At 40.2% G+C, this 18,875-nt stretch carries 14 protein-coding genes; 2 read left to right on the top strand and 12 right to left on the bottom strand.

What is annotated here, in order from left to right; translation table 11 throughout:
- Nucleotides 1-57: 57 nt before the first annotated feature.
- The 3 genes from frsA to R3X26_RS11335 all read right to left on the bottom strand — a co-directional run bounded on the left by frsA (nt 58) and on the right by R3X26_RS11335 (nt 3,190).
- Nucleotides 58-1,299, bottom strand: coding sequence for an esterase FrsA (gene frsA / locus R3X26_RS11345; RefSeq protein WP_317717430.1), 1,242 nt, complete (start codon nt 1,297-1,299; stop codon nt 58-60).
- A 92-nt stretch (nt 1,300-1,391) separates the two neighbouring features.
- Nucleotides 1,392-1,850 (bottom strand): xanthine phosphoribosyltransferase, encoded by a 459-nt coding sequence (gene gpt / locus R3X26_RS11340; protein ID WP_317717429.1) that lies wholly within the window; start codon nt 1,848-1,850, stop codon nt 1,392-1,394.
- A 50-nt stretch (nt 1,851-1,900) separates the two neighbouring features.
- Nucleotides 1,901-3,190 (bottom strand): NCS2 family permease, encoded by a 1,290-nt coding sequence (locus tag R3X26_RS11335; RefSeq protein WP_317717428.1) that lies wholly within the window; start codon nt 3,188-3,190, stop codon nt 1,901-1,903.
- A 1,038-nt stretch (nt 3,191-4,228) separates the two neighbouring features.
- Here R3X26_RS11335 and R3X26_RS11330 point away from each other — a divergent pair.
- Nucleotides 4,229-5,698, top strand: coding sequence for an aminoacyl-histidine dipeptidase (locus R3X26_RS11330; RefSeq protein ID WP_317717427.1), 1,470 nt, complete (start codon nt 4,229-4,231; stop codon nt 5,696-5,698).
- A gap of 190 nt (nt 5,699-5,888) precedes the next feature.
- On the opposite strand, the gene R3X26_RS11325 is transcribed toward R3X26_RS11330, so the two are convergent.
- A complete protein-coding gene (locus R3X26_RS11325; RefSeq protein ID WP_317717426.1) occupies nt 5,889-6,125 on the bottom strand; it encodes a DUF3622 domain-containing protein in 237 nt (78 codons plus the stop codon).
- A gap of 181 nt (nt 6,126-6,306) precedes the next feature.
- Nucleotides 6,307-10,200 carry a phosphoribosylformylglycinamidine synthase gene (gene purL, locus R3X26_RS11320; protein ID WP_317717425.1) on the bottom strand — a complete coding sequence of 1,298 codons (3,894 nt, stop codon included), beginning with the start codon at nt 10,198-10,200 and terminating at the stop codon, nt 6,307-6,309.
- A 399-nt stretch (nt 10,201-10,599) separates the two neighbouring features.
- On the opposite strand from purL, the gene mltF reads away from it, so the two are divergent.
- Entirely contained in the window at nt 10,600-12,165 is a 1,566-nt protein-coding gene (gene mltF / locus R3X26_RS11315; RefSeq protein ID WP_317717424.1) for a membrane-bound lytic murein transglycosylase MltF, read from the top strand.
- Nucleotides 12,166-12,467: 302 nt separating this feature from the next.
- Here the strand turns inward: mltF and tadA are convergent, their stop codons facing one another.
- From tadA to dnaK, 7 genes are all read right to left on the bottom strand, one after another.
- On the bottom strand, nt 12,468-13,007 hold the full coding sequence (gene tadA / locus R3X26_RS11310) for a tRNA adenosine(34) deaminase TadA (RefSeq protein ID WP_317717423.1): 540 nt from the start codon (nt 13,005-13,007) through the stop codon (nt 12,468-12,470).
- Between the two features lie 70 nt (nt 13,008-13,077).
- On the bottom strand, nt 13,078-13,461 hold the full coding sequence (locus R3X26_RS11305; protein WP_317717422.1) for a prepilin-type N-terminal cleavage/methylation domain-containing protein: 384 nt from the start codon (nt 13,459-13,461) through the stop codon (nt 13,078-13,080).
- Complete coding sequence (locus R3X26_RS11300) at nt 13,445-13,873, bottom strand: hypothetical protein (RefSeq protein WP_317717421.1); 429 nt, start codon at nt 13,871-13,873, stop codon at nt 13,445-13,447. The genes R3X26_RS11305 and R3X26_RS11300 overlap by 17 nt, the downstream gene beginning before the upstream one ends.
- Nucleotides 13,874-13,922: 49 nt before the next feature.
- A complete protein-coding gene (locus tag R3X26_RS11295) occupies nt 13,923-14,477 on the bottom strand; it encodes a PilW family protein (protein ID WP_317717420.1) in 555 nt (184 codons plus the stop codon).
- Nucleotides 14,458-14,952: a prepilin-type N-terminal cleavage/methylation domain-containing protein gene (locus R3X26_RS11290; protein ID WP_317717419.1), complete on the bottom strand. Its 495-nt coding sequence runs from the start codon at nt 14,950-14,952 to the stop codon at nt 14,458-14,460. Before R3X26_RS11290 ends, R3X26_RS11295 begins: the two co-directional genes overlap by 20 nt.
- Before the next feature lie 383 nt (nt 14,953-15,335).
- Nucleotides 15,336-16,481 carry a molecular chaperone DnaJ gene (gene dnaJ / locus R3X26_RS11285; RefSeq protein ID WP_317717418.1) on the bottom strand — a complete coding sequence of 382 codons (1,146 nt, stop codon included), beginning with the start codon at nt 16,479-16,481 and terminating at the stop codon, nt 15,336-15,338.
- A gap of 198 nt (nt 16,482-16,679) precedes the next feature.
- Nucleotides 16,680-18,599: a molecular chaperone DnaK gene (gene dnaK / locus R3X26_RS11280; RefSeq protein WP_317717417.1), complete on the bottom strand. Its 1,920-nt coding sequence runs from the start codon at nt 18,597-18,599 to the stop codon at nt 16,680-16,682.
- Nucleotides 18,600-18,875: the final 276 nt, after the last annotated feature.

Here is an 18,875-nt window from a genome sequence, read left to right as displayed (position 1 = left end):
GCATTGCCAGTTGTTGCGCAACGTAACCATGCTATACATAAATGGAACACAGTGCTATTAAATTAACTCATTTTCCAACCACTTAATTGCTAAATCGAGTGACTGCTCATATCCCGCCGAGATTGATTTAGAGGAAATCTGTTTGGACTTACCATACTGACTAAAAAGAGCGGCGAGACGATTATCTGAATAAGGAGAGATAACGTCACCTTCTAACGATAAAGCCAACACAGGAACCTTCGTTCTCTTACTGGTTAAGAAGCCTTGAACTTTCAATGACCAAGCCATCATCTGGCCTGACAAACTATGAATATCAACCACTCTTTTACCTAGCCGTGAGGCCAAAATATCCAAATACATTCTAGGCATTTTTTTTACTTTTTCGGCAGAAGAAAAGGTATCGTGTATTGGTGCTCCCATTGTGACGCAAGCTTTTATCTTATCTTGTTCAAGAAAAGCCAATCTCAGCATGGCATTACCACCAAATCGATAGCCCAACAAGCCAACGTTGCGGTGATCAACCCAAGGGAGATTGGGCAACTCATTTAATACAGCTCGATGTAGCTTGCAGGAGTCTTCGGTTAATTGCCAGTGGCTGTTCGAACCAATAGAGGGCATATCGATGGTTAACATGCCTATGCCCATCGGAGCCAAATACTGTTTAAAAACCCGCCACATATCGGTTTGCAGCGCATCTAAACCAGCACTCACCATGACTACTGGCTGTGGTTTATCCGTATTGGGCAAATGTAAGTTTGCTTGAATCTTCTTACCTTCAAACGGAACGTCAAACTGGCGAGTAACATATTGGCTAGTTTTCATCGCTTCATCATAAGCGGATTTGGCTAACGCTTGAGCTTGAATAGAGAGGTTATCACCTTTTAAGTGCGGGTATCCTGCAATGCTGTAACAAAGGCTGGCATAAAAATATTCATCAGAAGCATCATCCGCCTCTAGCGTCGCCGCGTTCTTTTGATGACGCATACCAAGCTGTGTCCACTCGTATGCCCAATTTCCGGAATGGAAACCCATAACGGTATCAAGCCAGTCATCATCTGTCCTTGAATGCTTAGATGAAGCTATTTTCGCTAATACCTCTTCTTGCTCTATCGGATCTATCCCCTGCCATATCCATTGATAACGACGGATTACCCGATACCAAGAACTCGGTTCTTGTTGTTTTTTCTGTTTAAGAAATTCAACACTACTTGGCATATATTGAATCAGGCTAGACGTTTCTGTCGCTTGTTTATGTTTTTTAAACAGCGTTTCGGAAAGGTTCTTATGGTTATCGGACATGATCACTACTTATTTGCTGCATAATGACGACCATGATATAAAAAAAAATGCTCCTATACAGGAGCATTTTCGACATTTCTCAATAAAAGCGGTTATTTTTTACAGATTGGGTCCACGTAAGCGATTTCCATGTCCCAAGGTTGCTCAATCCAAGTATCCTGCGGAATATCAACAATATATTCATCAACAAGATGAGCACCAGCTGGTTTCGCACTCACTGTAACGAATTTTGCTTTAGGATACATTTCACGAATTTTTCGTGCAGTATCACCACTATCCACTAGATCATCAACAATAAGATAACCTTCTCCATCACCTTCTGGTGCTTTAACTACTGTCATTTCATGTTGGTGATCATGATCATAACTGACAATACAAATGGTATCGACATAACGAATACCTAACTCTCTCGCTAAGATTGCCGCAGGAACAAGTCCACCACGACTTACACCAAGGATACCTTTCCACTGTTCAGCAGGCATCTGCTTTGCAGCCAGTTGACGACAATACATTTGCATATTGTCCCAAGTAATGACAAATTTATTACTCATAATGATATTTAACCTGTTTGAACTTAAAGCACTTATCTAAAATTGTAAGATTAAGCGAAAGCAAATTTGAGTGCAAAAACAACAGCAAGAACCCAAACACTAACTGGAACTTCACGACCTTTACCACTCATACCCTTGATCGCAGCGTAAGCAATAAATCCTAACGCAATACCATCTGCAATTGAATAAGTAAAAGGCATTAGTAGACAAATAACAACTACTGGAGCCGCTTCGGTCAAATCACGCCAGTCAATAGAAACCAATCCTGACATCATTAAAATTGCCACATAAAACAGAGCACCAGATGTCGCATAAGCGGGGATCATGCCAGCTAATGGCGAGAAGAATAATGCAAGTAAGAACAAAATGCCAACCACAACGGCAGTTAATCCAGTGCGGCCACCAGCAGACACACCTGAAACGCTTTCAATATAAGAGGTTGTATTAGATGTACCTAGCAAGGCACCCACTGATGTCGCGGTAGAGTCTGCGAGCAATGCGCGATTAAGCCGAGGCAATTTACCATCTTCTTTAACTAACTCTGCTTTTGTCGCAACACCAACCAAAGTTCCTGCGGTATCGAACAAGTCTACAAAAAGAAATGCGAATACCACTGAAATCATACCTACTTCAAAAATCGCACTAAAATCTAGTTGCATAAAGGTAGGAGCAATACTTGGAGGCATAGAAAAAACACCGTGGTATTCAACGTCACCTAACAAGATACCCAATGCCGTTACAATTAAAATTGCTATCATTACTGCGGCTTTAAAACGACGATGAACCAAAGCAATAGTTAAGAAAAATCCAACCGCAGCTAAAATGCCAGAAGTAGAGGTGACTGAGCCAATCGAGACCAATGTTGCTGGATTATCACCAACAATGCCTGAACCCTGCAAAGCAATAAATGCTAAGAATAAGCCAATACCTGCGGAGATACCGGTTCTTAAAGACATTGGTATAGAATTAATTATCCATTCGCGAATTTTGAAAATACTTAATAAAATAAACAGAAGACCAGAGACAAATACCGCTGCTAATGCAACCTGCCACGTGTAACCCATTCCAAATACAACCGAATAAGTGAAGAATGCATTCAACCCCATACCTGGCGCTTGAGCAATAGGATAATTAGCCACAATGCCCATAATAAAGCAACCAATAGCAGCAGCAAGACAGGTTGCGACAAACACAGAACCTCTATCCATTCCTGTTTCGGACAAAATGGCGGGGTTAACAAAAATGATATAAGCCATCGTTAAAAAGGTAGTAATGCCCGCAATAACTTCGGTTCGAACATCTGTATTGTTCTCACTGAGTTTAAACAGTCTTTCCAGCATAATTAAATTCCAAAATAGTTTTTTATAAAATAAAGTAAACGATTGCGTCTACGAATGGCGCAGATTATAAAGTCATCAAAAAGCAATTTCCAGCCAGATCAATATATAAAGCTGCTTTTTATGATCAAACATAAAAACTCCGACAAACTAAAATAAGAAAAAAAACACCTAACTTATTATTTTTATGAGAGATTAACCTAATATTAACTCATTGAATATTATTGGTGTTTTTCTATCTATGAACGGGATTAACCTTTCTTTTCAGAGCAATTTTTTGCCAATAAACACAAAAAAAATAGTGTAAAAATGAAAATCATTACAAATTGCACTAAAAACAAATAAATGTAATGCATTACATCGAAAGGATAAAAAAAACGCTACTAAAAAAGTAGCGCTTGAATAAGCATCAACAAAATAGAGTTGATATAAATTCTAATATTGGGGGCGAACATTTACGTTCAAATCACAATAACCTGGTTAAACTAGTAACCAAAGCTAGTTGGATACTGAAAATTCTGGGTATAAACTGATTGTACACACCAAAACTTTGAAGAAACTGAACCTTTCATATCTATCACCTTAACTAAAATAAAACACAATGTAGTTTCTCTGTTCCTTGGAGGCGATATACGGGCTCATCCTATGAGCAAATTTATCTTCTAAATCTGAAGACGTGATCATAATAACAAACTGAAATAAAATTACAATTAAAACGAGACCTGAATCACATTTAATATTAATTATTAAAGATTATCGTTATAAAATTACATAAACCCTTCAGCACAAGAATTAATAAACCGATTATTCTCCTTGTAGATGAGACCGATTACACTTTTGTAACGAAAGCGTGAATGATATGATGCGTGCTTTGATTATGTCACCAACGTTTGATGATATTTGAAGAGCATTAACTGAAGATAATTCAAAACACTCAGTGGTTCTCAGTGTCTTTAGACCGCAATTACTATAGTCTGCAATTAGTACAGTCTGCAATAACAAGAAAGTAGAAACGACTTTGGATAAAAATAGGAGTTATCTGTGTCTAAACATCACTCGGAAATCAGTTCTCTATCACCAGAACCTGTCTGGCAGTTTTTCGATACCATTTGTTCGATTCCTCACCCTTCTAAACATGAAGAAGCGCTGGCTCAATATATTGTCAACTGGGCGCAAGAGCAAAATTTGGATGTAAAGAGAGATCAGACTGGCAATATCTTTATTAAAAAACCAGCAACTGCAGGAATGGAAGATCGTAAAGGCGTTGTTCTACAAGCTCATATCGATATGGTTCCGCAAAAAAATGAAGAAACCAAACATAACTTTGAAACCGATCCAATTAAACCTTACATCGATGGCGAATGGGTAACGGCAAAAGGAACCACACTTGGCGCAGATAACGGCATGGGTATGGCTTCTTGTTTAGCAGTTCTCGCTTCAAAAGAAATAAAACATGGACCACTTGAAGTGCTTCTAACAATAGATGAAGAAGCCGGTATGACAGGCGCATTTGGCTTAGAAGAAGGTTGGTTACAAGGAGACATTCTACTCAATACCGATTCCGAGCAAGAAGGTGAAGTGTACATGGGCTGCGCTGGCGGCATTGATGGCACATTAACATTTGACATAAAAAGAGAAGAGATCCCACTCGGTTATGTCACTCGTGAACTTTCTATAAAAGGGTTAAAAGGCGGCCACTCAGGCTGTGATATTCATACAGGTCGTGCCAATGCCAACAAATTACTCGCGCGCTTTTTAACCGATCACGCAGCAGAACTTGAACTTCAATTGGTGCAATTCCGCGGTGGTAGCTTACGCAATGCTATTCCGAGAGAAGCTTTTATCACGGTTGCTCTGCCAATGGTCAATGAAGGACAGTTGAATGAACTGTTTATTCAATTTACTAATGTTCTTCGTGATGAATTAGGCCAAGTAGAAACCAATATTCTTTCCTATTACGAAGTGGCAGAAACGAAGTTACAAATGATAACACTTGATTCTCAATCTAAATTCATCGACGCGCTTAATGTTTGCCCGAATGGTGTTATTCGTATGAGTGATGACGTTGAAGGTGTGGTTGAAACGTCGATTAACGTCGGTGTTATCAATACCAAGAAAAACAAAATCACAGTTCTGTGTTTAGTTCGTTCTCTTATTGATACTGGCCGAACCCAAGTTGAAGGTGTTCTGACGTCTATCGCGAAACTAGCAGGGGCAAAAGTCGAATTTAGTGGCGCATATCCTGGATGGAAGCCCGATCCAGATTCAGAAATAATGGCTATTTTTAGAGATACCTATGAAGGTATTTATGGCAAAAAGCCAAATATTATGGTTATTCATGCTGGATTAGAGTGTGGTTTGTTCAAAGAACCTTACCCTAAAATGGACATGCTCTCTTTTGGTCCAACCATCAAATTCCCTCATTCACCTGATGAAAAAGTAAAAATTGATACAGTTGCCTTATATTGGGAACAAATGGTGGCGATTTTACAAAATATCCCCAAAAAATAACCAAAACCGATAAAACAGTAATAACCAAAACAAACTTGATAAAACCTAACAGCAGCCTGTCGTTGATACCACAGGCTGCTGTTAGGTTTGAAATAGTATGATGCTGTTATCTCATGCGGAACAAGACATCAATAAACCAACTGTTAATTCTCGCTTGTTGCTTCTTCTTACTATTTTTTCTTATTGCTAGTTATTCTTTGTCGTCACTTTTACGTTGTGCAGACTTACGCTTATTCCGTTCAGTCTGTAATGCGATAAAGGCAGGCAATTCTTGTTCTGCCCAAGCTACAGCCTCTGCTTCTGTCTCAAAACCCATTTTACGTTTTGATACCGCAGTACGTTGAGCCGATACCTGACGAACAATTTCTGCCGCCCAACCGTTACGTTTCTCAACCACTTTATAACTGAATTTTTTATTAGTACTCATATTTGTTTCCTACTCACTCTACATAAAAGAGCTTCGACTCTTTTCAATGCGCGCATTAAACCATATCGAAGCAACAATTGCTGCAATATTGCTTAAACTGCCGCCAATAAACATCAAATCAGAAAAAAGCCCTTGAATATGGCATATCCAAGGGCTTTATCAATTTTATATAGGTTATCTCTTATCCAATATTCACTCTAGCATTACGGAACATTCTCATCCACGGGCTATCTTCACCCCATGAATCTGGAGCCCAAGAGTTAGCAACGGTACGGAAAACACGCTCTGGGTGAGGCATCATAATAGTGACTCGTCCATCAGTCGTCGTTAATCCTGTGATTGCATTCGGTGAACCATTTGGATTATTTGGATATTGTTGAGTCGCATTACCCAAGTTATCAACATATCTCACTGCTACGGTACCTGAATTTTCCAGAGCCGATAAATGCGCATCATCACGAACTTCTACACGCCCTTCTCCATGAGAAACTGCAATAGGCATACGTGAACCTTGCATTCCATTAAAGAAAATAGAATCGGATTTCTGTACTTCAACTAAGCTAAAGCGTGCTTCAAAACGCTCAGATTCATTGCGAACAAAACGAGGCCACAAATCAGCACCTGGAATTAAGTCATGCAAGTTCGATAACATTTGACAACCATTACACACACCTAACGAGAAAGTATTATCGCGTGTAAAGAAAGCTTCAAATTGATCTCTAGCTTGGTTGTTGAATAAAACAGATTTTGCCCAACCTTCACCTGCACCTAATACATCACCATAAGAGAAACCACCACATGCTGCTAAGCCGTGATATTCATCCAGTACCGCTTGACCAGTTAAAATGTCACTCATGTGAACATCCGTCGCTTCGAAACCAGCTCTATCAAAAGCAGCAGCCATTTCCACATGAGAGTTAACACCTTGCTCACGTAGAATCGCCATTTTAGGCTTAGCGCCTTTAACAATATATGGTGCGGCAACATCTTCATGTACGTCGAAGCTAAGGTCGACATTAAGCCCTAAATCGCTATCATCCGCTTTAGCTGCAAACTCTTGGTCAGCACATTTAGGGTTGTCACGTAGAGATTGCATTTGGTGAGTTGTTTCAGCCCAAATAGTACGAAGCTCAGTACGAGATCGCTCTAACACAACCGATTGTTCAGAAGTAATCGTCAGCGTATCTGATTGCTCTACGTCACCGATAACATGGCTCAGTTCAGCTAAACCAAATGACGCTAAAGTAGCAAGAATCGAGTCAACCTCATCGTTCTTCACTTGAATAACGGCACCAAGCTCCTCATTGAACAAGCTAGAAAGCGCATCACTGCCCAATGAAGCAATATCAGCACGTAAACCACAGTGACCGGCAAATGCCATTTCTGCCAACGTAACAATTAAGCCACCATCGCCTTTATCGTGATAAGCAATGACTTTATCGTCTGCAACCAAAGATTGAATCGCATCGTAGAAGCCTTTTAACTGCTCGGCACTATCTACATCCGCTGGTTTATCGCCTAATTGTTTGAAAACTTGCGCAAATGCTGTCGCACCCATGCGGTTTTTACCACAGCCTAAATCAATGTAAATAAGGCTTGTTTCACCTTTATCAGTTCGCAGTTGTGGTGTGACGGTTTTACGCACATCTTCAATACGAGCAAACGCTGTAATAACAAGACTTAATGGCGACGTTACTTCTTTTTGTTCACCGTCTTGTTCCCATTTGGTTTTCATTGACATTGAGTCTTTACCAACCGGGATAGTTAAACCAAGCGCAGGACATAATTCTTCACCTACCGCTTTAACTGCTTCATATAAACCAGCATCTTCACCAGGATGACCCGCTGGAGACATCCAGTTAGCAGACAATTTAATATGTTTGGTGTCACCAATATTGGTTGCTGCAATGTTAGTCAGAGATTCACCAACCGCTAATCGAGCAGACGCGCCAAAATCTAATAATGCGACAGGAGTACGCTCACCCATCGACATAGCTTCACCATGATACGTATCGTAACTCGCAGCCGTTACCGCACAGTTCGCAACCGGAATCTGCCAAGGACCAACCATTTGGTCTCGAGCAACCAGACCTGTAACAGAACGGTCGCCTATCGTAATTAAGAACGTTTTTTCAGCAACAGTTGGTAATCTAAGTACACGATCTAACGCTTCATTCACGTCGATATCCGACGTATCCATTGCGGGATTAGTCACTTTAAGTGTTGTTGCATCGCGATGCATTTTCGGCGCTTTACCTAATAAGATATCCATTGGCATATCAATCGGCGTGTTGTCGAAATAGGAATCTTCCAATGTTAAATGGCGTTCTTCCGTTGCTTCACCAACAACGGCGTATGGTGCACGCTCTCTTTTACAAATCGCATCAAAACACGCCATATTTTCTGATGATACAGCCAGTACATAACGCTCTTGCGACTCATTACACCAAATTTCTAATGGGCTCATACCAGGCTCATCATTCGGAACATTGCGCAATTGAAATTTACCACCACGCTCGCCATCATCAACCAATTCAGGCAATGCGTTAGAAATACCGCCTGCACCCACATCATGGATAAAAGCAATCGGGTTGTCCTCACCCATCTGCCAACAACGGTCGATCACTTCCTGGCAGCGGCGTTCCATTTCAGGGTTTTCTCGCTGCACCGAAGCAAAATCTAAATCTTCCGCAGATTGACCAGAAGCCATTGAAGAGGCAGCGCCTCCACCAAGACCAATGTTCATTGCTGGGCCACCTAAAACAATTAAACTTGCACCAACTGGGATTTCTTTTTTCTGAACATGTTCGTCACGAATATTACCTAAACCACCCGCAATCATTATTGGTTTATGATAACCACGCACTTCTTCCCCATTATGAGAGTTCACTTTCTCTTCATAAGTACGGAAATAACCAAGTAAGTTAGGACGACCAAATTCATTATTAAATGCCGCACCACCTAATGGCCCTTCAAGCATAATATCCAATGCGTTAACAATACGACCCGGCTTGCCGAAATCGGTTTCCCAAGGTTGTTCAAAACCTGGAATACGTAAGTTAGAAACAGAGAACCCAACTAAACCAGCCTTCGGTTTACCACCAATACCGGTTGCCCCTTCATCACGTATTTCGCCACCAGAACCAGTAGATGCACCAGGCCAAGGAGAAATAGCGGTTGGGTGGTTGTGTGTTTCCACCTTCATCAAGATATGCGCAAGCTCTTGATTGTAAGTATATTGACGAGTTTCTGGATCAGGGAAAAATCGACCAACATGAGACCCTGTCATTACAGCAGCATTATCTTTATAGGCAGATAAAACATGTTCGCTGTTAGTTTCATAAGTATTTTTGATCATCTTAAATAGGGATTTTTCTTGATCAACCCCATCAATAGTCCAATCGGCATTGAATATTTTATGACGACAATGCTCAGAGTTTGCTTGTGCAAACATCATAAGCTCAATATCATTTGGATTGCGACCCAACTTAGTAAAGCTTTCTACTAAATAATCAATTTCATCGTCAGCTAATGCTAAACCCAGTGCGACGTTAGCTTCTTCTAAAGCCTGCTGCCCACCAGATAGAATATCCACATTAGCTACTGGAGCCGGAACCGCAACGGAAAACAGCTTAGTTGCATCATCAAGATCGGCGAAAACGACTTCCATCATTCGGTCATGAATTAACGCTTTAACTTGCGCAAGTTGGCTTTCAGTAAGTACAGAAGAGGATTCAACATAATAAGCGCTACCGCGTTCTAAGCGCTTAATTTTACTCAAACCACAATTGCGTGCGATATCTGTCGCTTTTGAAGACCACGGCGAAATAGTTCCCGGACGAGGAGTCACCAGTAGCAACTGCCCACTAGGTTCATGCTCTTGAATAGTAGGACCATAAGTCAGCAACTTTTCTACTTTTGCCACTTCTTCGCTAGTTAAGTCAGCCGCTAGATCAGCAAAGTGCATAAACTCTGCGTAAATATCGGTTATTGGCAGTTCTTGTTCACGACAAAGTTCTAATAACTTGTTAACTCGAAACTCAGAAAGAGCTGGGGAGCCACGCAAAATTCTCATATGCTTAGGTCTCTTATACTATTGATTTAGGTGATATTATGATTTAGGTGATATTGGTATAAATTCAATAAGTTAATATCAAATATTAAAAATCATACCAATGCCACCTCGCAACTTCGGGCGTATTATAGAGGAAAATGTTTTGTGACGTAACTCCAAAGGCAACCGTTTGCGTCATTTTTTATCATTAACGCCTTAACTAAAGCATAGCAGGGAGAAAGAAGGCCTATGCTTCACAAAAGAAAATCAACGGAACAAATAAGCTCAACTCATACCGATAAATTTCAAAACCTGCTCTATAAATTGACAAAATAGTTAGCGTTTTCTCTAATCAGAGTTTGCTCAACTTGCTAGCTCTGATATAAAGAACACTGTCATTTTATAAAGAACCCGTTATTAATGCATAACTTTTTTAACTCTAGGCCAATTAAAGCAACCCTATTGATAGTAGTGGCACTTATCTTATCCGCCTGTCAAATAGACTCTGATCCCAAAAGTGAGTTAGATAAGGTCAGGGAGCGTGGTGTGTTACGAGTAGGCACACTGAACAATCAATTAGCTTATTATATTGGTCCGGAAGGCCCAACCGGATTAGATTATGAACTCGCAAAACTGTTTGCTAGTGAGTTAGGCGTAAAATTAGAAATAAAGCCAGCTTATCGTTTATCTGAATTATTCCCTGCATTGCAAAATAACGAAATCGACATTGTTGCGGCTGGATTAAGTCAGACTCCTGAACGAATAAACCGTTTTCGTGCTGCGCCTGCTTACTACTATGTTAGTCAACAATTAGTATATAAGGCGGGGACTTGGAAACCGAGAAGTGTAAAAAATCTTGTAGAACGACAACAAGAACACCCTGAAGATAAATTGGCCATTATTTCTGACTCACATTTTGCTAAAACACTAGAAGATCTCAAAGCCGAGTATCCTTCACTAACATACACCACAAACAATAATTCTGATGTTCAAGATCTGTTACGCCAAGTTTCCACAGGTGAACTTTCTTACACCATTGCCGACTCAGTTGAGGTATCACTGGCACAGCGATTATACCCAGATATTGCATTAGCTTTAGAACTAACAGAAGACCAACCTGTCTCTTGGTATATGCGCAACACCGATGATGGAAGCCTATATGCTTTATTAATTGAATTTTTCGGTAAAATAAAACAATCAGGCCAGTTAGATACATTAGAAGAAAAATATTTTGGTCATGTCGATAGTTTTGATTATGTTGATACTCGCGCCTTTATTCGGGCATTAGATAACAAATTGCCCACTTGGGAACCTTTATTTAAAAAACATGCAGGTAATTTTGATTGGAGGTTAATCGCGGCGCTTTCCTACCAAGAATCTCATTGGAAACCCAAAGCGACATCCCCTACTGGCGTGCGTGGTATGATGATGCTTACCTTACCTACTGCAAAATCAGTCGGAGTGAAAAATCGGTTAGATCCAGAACAATCGATACAAGGTGGTGTGAAATATTTACAAGGTATTGTTGACCGCGTTCCTGACTCGATTTTCGAACACGAAAAAATCTGGTTTGCACTTGCCTCCTACAACTTAGGCTACGGACATATGATGGATGCTCGTCGTCTTACTCGTTCACAAAATGGTAATCCTAACTCTTGGGCAGATGTTAAAGAACGTTTACCTTTATTGAAGCAACGTAAATTTTATAGCAAAACAAGGTATGGCTACGCCCGTGGAGATGAAGCAAAAAATTACGTAGAAAATATCCGTCGTTACTATCAATCTATAATTGGCCATGTAGATAAACAAGGCGCTATTTCAGCGGATTTAGACATTGATGGAATTCAAACTATCGACGTGGAAATAAACGAACAAAACCCACAGCAGTTAATTGAACAACAAAAAAATCCACAAGAGAAAGACACTACTGTAGAAACAGATACACAAACTATTACATCAGAAGAAGCTGTGAACAATAACGATTAATATTCAAGCTATAAACAAGCAGATAAACTATTATCTGCTTTTCTTTGTCACTCATTCATCATTTGGTAACAAACTCTGTTTATAAACAAAAGTTAATAATAGTCTATAATAATAGTAGTCCAATAGAGGGAGAGGCTAATGACACCAATGAGAAAAAAAAACAACACACTAGCAACAAAAACATCGTCAGCAAATCGTCGTAAGAGAATGTTAGCAAACAACAAAAAGAAAGTAATTTGGCGTCATAGAGCCTACGTACACTGCGAAACGTTCAGCTAAACAAACACCGAACATCAGCAACCTTACGACATATCTTTAGTCTTTAACTGTTTCTTCTCTTTTCGTCTCCGTTTAAAGAAAGATTGCAGTTGCAAACGGCACTCTTGTTCTAATAAACCCGATTCTATCTGAGCGTAATGATAAGCCGCTTGGGTATCAAATAAATTCAGTACCGTTCCTGCAGCACCCGATTTAAGATCTGGCGCACCAAACACAATCCGCTTAACTCGACTGTGCAAAAGCGCACCCGCGCACATAGGGCAAGGCTCCAGAGTGACATAAAGCGTCGTATCGAGTAGACGATAATTACCTAACACTTGTCCAGCTTTCCTTATTACCTGAATTTCCGCATGAGCTGAGGCATCGTGATCACAAATAGACCGATTATAGCCCGTGGCAATCACCTGTTCATCTTTGACCAAAACCGCCCCAACTGGAACTTCTCCTGCCAATTCCGCTTCATGAGCTAGCGCAATAGCTTGGCGCATAAAATCCTCATCTTGAGCAGTAAAAGTGGTCACGTCGGCATCCAAAGGTAAAGTATCTAAAGGTAAAGTATTCAATCGCAAAGTCTCATATCACCATCACATTCTGCCGGCATTGTAGCGTAGACGAACCCGAAAAAGGAGACTTTTACTCTGTATCAAGGGGGACATACACATTACTTTCCAATGAAACCGTACGCTGTTTTCCTGAATATTCCTGCCAACTCACTTGTATTTCGACTTGTTTTAAATTTGAGCTTGCCGGGTGTTCACTCGTCATTAACTTTATGGAAAACGAGGAACGGTTTGCCTTATACTGCGACTCTAAAACATCAACCAACCAGTCTGATTCAAGGCGAACTCGCTCTAACTGAGATTCGGCAAGATAGAGCGCCAGTAACTGATTTTGTGTCACGGTAGAATGTTTAACAGTACTGATTTGTAGTGTGGTTAATCCTATAATAGAAAAAGAAATCAAAAGGATAGAAATCAATACTTCAAGCAAACTAAACCCTCTAATTGTCAGGTTCATTATCTGTCCAACTGCCTGTATTCCATCCCGCACTGTATGTTGGGAAGGTAGTAACAACTAACTCTCTAGAAAGCGATACATTGTCTACTGTTGCTGTAATCTTGTAGTGATGCAAACTTTGCTGAACCCATACCACTTGTAGTGAAGCTGTAACACATTCCGCCACATAGTATGGCAGGTTGAGATTAAGTAATTGCTCATGACTAGGAACCGATTGATCAGAGAACAACGAAAAAGCACATTCTAACCCTCCTTCTGCCACCCAAAATTTCTGACGATAGCTTATTTCGTTTTGAATACTAGTTGATAGTTCAAAAATGCCAGTATTGCCAGCAAGAGCAAGACTCAACGCCGCGACAAGAAAAAAATGACACAATATCAGTACCACTACCCCGGTTTGCTTACTTGCCATTTAATTCACCTTATTCCTCTACCATTTATTCAATTACTACGGTGCTAATTTAGCTATTTCTCGGCGAAACTTGCGCAACCAGAGTAAAAACTTGCTGTTGTTTTACAAGTTCTACACTTAAAGAGAGCTCGATTAATTTTTTGTTATTCTCAGTATCGATAACCTTTTGTTGGATAGTGAAACGAGTCACTTTCATTTGAGATGGATCAAACATCGAATAAAATCGATAGCACACAGTTGAGTGTGCTGCTGTGGGATTTTTTTCTGAACAATATGTAAGTTTGTGTTCAACGTCATCTATTTTAATCGTCGTACGAACGTATTCGCCCGCATCTTGGTAGAGATAGCTTAGTTCTGTCAGTGAAAAGGTTACTGACTTTGCTCTTCTCAAATCGTCTTGGATAAAGCGCAAGGTTTCGGACACGCTGTTATGCAGTAGCAATAAGCTCATCTCTTTTTGTGCGGATGCAGTGCTAACAATCATTACCGACATCAACGTTGTTAGCGCCAAAGCAGTAATAACACTAGAAATAAGCATCTCAATTAACGTAAAACCTTTATCGTTATTATCCGGCACTAATAATTCAACATTCTGCATAACCATAAAACGGCTTATCCATTGAACAGGTTCGTACTCTTCCTGTGATATTGTGCATAATTAGTTTTAATGAAGCGCCATCGGAAGCTTTATAAGAAAAGATCAAATGGCCACTTTCTAATATTCTCCCTGTTTTACCATCCACCTTAATTTTTTCCCAAGTAGATGACATCTGAATATCCTTATTTTTTAGAAAAAGTAATTCGCTCTCTTTTGAGTTCATTTCGCTCTTGATACCCAACGACAAACGCCACTCGCCTGTGCTATACGGATCCTGAGACGAAAAAAATAACCAAAGATCGTTCTGTCGAGTTACGGTTTCTGATCTTACTCTTGAAAAGTAACTTTTTAATTCAGTAGCAAAAGCTCTGAGTTGATAGTTTTGATAAAAAGCCTGAATATCAGGTGTCACAATCGCCAATATCCCTGCAGAGATAGACAATACAACCACAAACTCAATTAGTGTAAAACCACGACGCATACCATGCCCTGAACCGTTCGATAAACTAAATAAAACTCTTAATCATGTTAAGCAACGAATTAACACGATCAATTCGTTAACGTAGGTAACTAGTTAATGGGGCCAATCCACTATTTGGTCAAATTAACTAGTCATGAAATAGATGCCCGCGATCATATCAGCTAAAAATAAAATCCCTCGGACTGGGTATTTTTGTTTAGGGTAGATTCAAAACAAATAATCAAACGTTGCTATATTTACTCAAACAAATCACTGCTGGCTCGCAACAAGAAAATAAAATTAGATAGGCTAGGTTGGCTAATCACGTTCAATTAAAATCACCAACGCCAGACACAAAAAAGCCACTTAACAAAGTGGCTTTTTCTTTTTATTAATCAGAAATATTAACTGGTCAAATCATCAAAGAATTTTTTGACCCCATTAAAGAAACCTTCTGATTTAGGTTTATGCTTATTACCAGCATCGCCAGAACATGTTTCTTCAAATTCTTTCAATAAGTCTTTTTGACGTGAACTCAGTTTAACCGGTGTCTCAACAACAAGTTTGACAATAAGGTCACCTACACCGCCACCACGTACGCCTTTAACACCTTTACCACGCATTCTAAATAAGCGTCCGGTTTGAGTTTCTTCTGGAACTTTAAGGCTAACTCGTCCATCTAGCGTCGGAACCTCAACTTCACCACCAAGTGCAGCTTGAGTAAAGCTTACTGGTACTTCACAGAAAAGATTATTACCATCACGCTCGAAGATATTATGTTCGCGAACATGAACCTGAACATATAAATCACCAGCTGGTGCTCCATGCTCTCCCGCTTCACCTTCGCCAGAAAGACGAATACGATCGCCTGTATCTACTCCTGCTGGAATCTTCACGTTTAGTGTTTTAGTTTTTTGCTTGCGACCTTGACCATGACATGAGTTACAAGGATCTTTAATTATCTTGCCTTTACCATTACATGTTGGACAAGTTTGCTGAACAGCAAAGAAGCCTTGACGCATTTGCACTTGGCCATGACCGTTACAAGTAGAACAAGTTTGTGCGCTAGTGCCTTTTTTCGCACCAGAACCATCACACACTTCACATTCAACTAAAGTAGGAATCTCTATTTCTTTGTCACAGCCACGAACGGCATCTTCCAAAGACAATTCCATATTATAACGAAGGTCGGCACCACGTTGAGCACGAGACTGCCCGCCGCCACGGCGACCACCACCAAAGATGTCACCAAATACATCACCGAAGATATCACCAAAATCAGCACCTTGACCTCCTCCGCCAAAGCCGCCACCCATACCGCCTTGTTCAAAGGCTGCATGACCATATTGGTCATAAGCGGCTTTTTTCTGAGAATCGGTCAGAACTTCATACGCTTCTTTTACTTCTTTAAACTTTTCGCCAGCCTGACTGTCATCCTGATTTCTATCAGGATGGAATTTCATCGCAAGACGTTTATACGCCTTCTTAATATCTCGCTCAGAGGCATCACGGCTTACGCCCAATACTTCGTAAAAATCACGTTTTGACATGTTTCAACTACCGTTTATCTGCTGCAAATCGAACTAGATAAAAGCAATGAAACCATTATCTAGTTCGAATCATTATTTACAAATTTGCGGGCGAAAGAGAAAACTCTAACGCCCGCAACATATAACGTTCCAAACAACTGCTTATTTATCGCTACAAACCGTCTATTTATAATTGGGCTTATAGCAATCAATACTCAATTATTTTTTCTCGTCTTCTTTCACTTCTTCGAACTCTGCGTCTACAACATCATCTTCAGGAGCTTGTTGTTGACCAGCTTCGTCTGCACCGCCTTGTTGAGCTTGTGCTTGTTGCTGAGCGATTTCCATTAGTTTTTGAGCAGCAGTCATTAGCGCTTGAACTTTCGCATCAATGGCTTCTTTATCATCGCCATTTTTAACTTCTTCTAGCTCTTTAATTGCAGCTTCAATTTTATCTTTTTCTTCTGCAGGAAGTGCGTCACCAGCTTCTTCGATTTGCTTACGAGTACCGTGAATCATTTGATCCGCTTGGTTACGTGTTGTTACTAGCTCTTCGAATTTCTTATCAGCTTCTTTGTTCGCTTCTGCTTCTTGTACCATTTTTTCGATATCGTCATCGCTTAGGCCACCAGAAGCTTGAATAGTAATTTTCTGCTCTTTACCAGTAGACTTATCTTTTGCCGATACGTGTAGAATACCATCCGCATCAAGGTCGAATGTTACTTCGATTTGAGGCATACCACGAGGTGCAGCTTGAATACCTTCTAGGTTAAATTGACCTAAAGATTTATTGTAGCTTGCTTGCTTACGCTCACCTTGTAGTACGTGGATAGTTACCGCGCTTTGGTTATCTTCAGCTGTAGAGAACGTTTGGTTCGCTTTAGTTGGGATTGTGGTGTTTTTCTCAACCAACTTAGTCATTACGCCACCCATAGTCTCAATACCTAGAGAAAGAGGAGTAACATCTAGAAGAAGAACGTCTTTAACATCACCAGCTAGAACACCACCTTGAACGGCTGCACCAATGGCAACGGCTTCATCAGGGTTAACGTCACGACGAGCTTCTTTACCAAAGAATTCAGCAACTTTAGCTTGAACCATAGGCATACGAGTTTGACCACCAACTAAGATAACATCGTTGATGTCACCAACAGATAAATCAGCATCTGCTAACGCAACTTTTAGAGGTTCAAGAGTACGTTTCACTAAATCTTCTACTAATGACTCAAGTTTTGCACGAGTCACTTTGATGTTCATGTGCTTAGGACCGGTTGCATCCGCAGTCACATAAGGTAGGTTAACGTCAGTTTGTTGTGCTGAAGAAAGCTCGATTTTTGCTTTTTCCGCTGCTTCTTTAACACGTTGCATGGCTAGTGGATCGTTTTTCAGATCGATACCTTGCTCTGCTTTAAACTCATCAACCAAATAATTGATCATACGGTTATCAAAGTCTTCACCACCAAGATGAGTATCACCATTCGTTGCTAAAACTTCGAATGTTTTCTCACCTTCAACTTCATCAATTTCGATGATAGAGATATCAAATGTACCACCACCAAGGTCATAAACAGCGATAGTGCGGTCACCGCCTTTTTTATCTAAACCATAAGCTAGCGCAGCAGCAGTTGGTTCGTTGATAATACGTTTCACTTCTAGACCAGCAATACGACCTGCATCTTTTGTTGCTTGACGTTGAGAATCGTTGAAATAAGCAGGAACAGTAATAACAGCACCAGTCACTTCTTCACCTAAGAAGTCCTCTGCTGTTTTTTTCATTTTTTTCAAAACTTCTGCAGAAATTTGAGGAGCGGCCATTTTTTGGCCTTTCGCTTCAACCCAAGCATCACCATTGTCAGCCTTCACAATATTGAATGGCATAATTTTGATATCACGCTGAACTTCTTCGTCTTCAAAACGACGACCAATCAGACGTTTGATTGCAAATACTGTATTTTGAGGGTTTGTAACCGCTTGACGTTTAGCCGGTTGACCTACTAATGTCTCACCATCTGTGTAAGCGATAACGGAAGCCGTTGTGCGCTCACCTTCAGCATTTTCTAATACGCGTGGTTTGTCGCCGTCTAATACAGCAACACATGAATTAGTAGTACCTAAATCTATACCAATGATCTTACCCATCAGACTCTCTCCGAAAATTCAATTATTCAATTTCTATAACCCATTAAATGGGGACGGAGAACAGGGATTCAACCCCAATCTCCAAATGTTTGTTTTGTGTCTGCCCCTTAAATAAGGGCATGGAATTGCTTTTCAAGGGATAGAAGACAAAATATTCGTTTTTTTCTTTATTTATGCTTGTTTCAATCCAATAAATGAGTCAATAACACCCATTGTTTCTGTTTCTACCCAAGCAGACGTTTCTATTTGACCAAATAAAAGGACTGCCACAGGCAG

Source organism: Vibrio sp. TH_r3 (assembly GCF_033101115.1).
Classification (GTDB): domain Bacteria; phylum Pseudomonadota; class Gammaproteobacteria; order Enterobacterales; family Vibrionaceae; genus Vibrio.
This window is presented reverse-complemented; position numbering and strand designations above follow the sequence as displayed.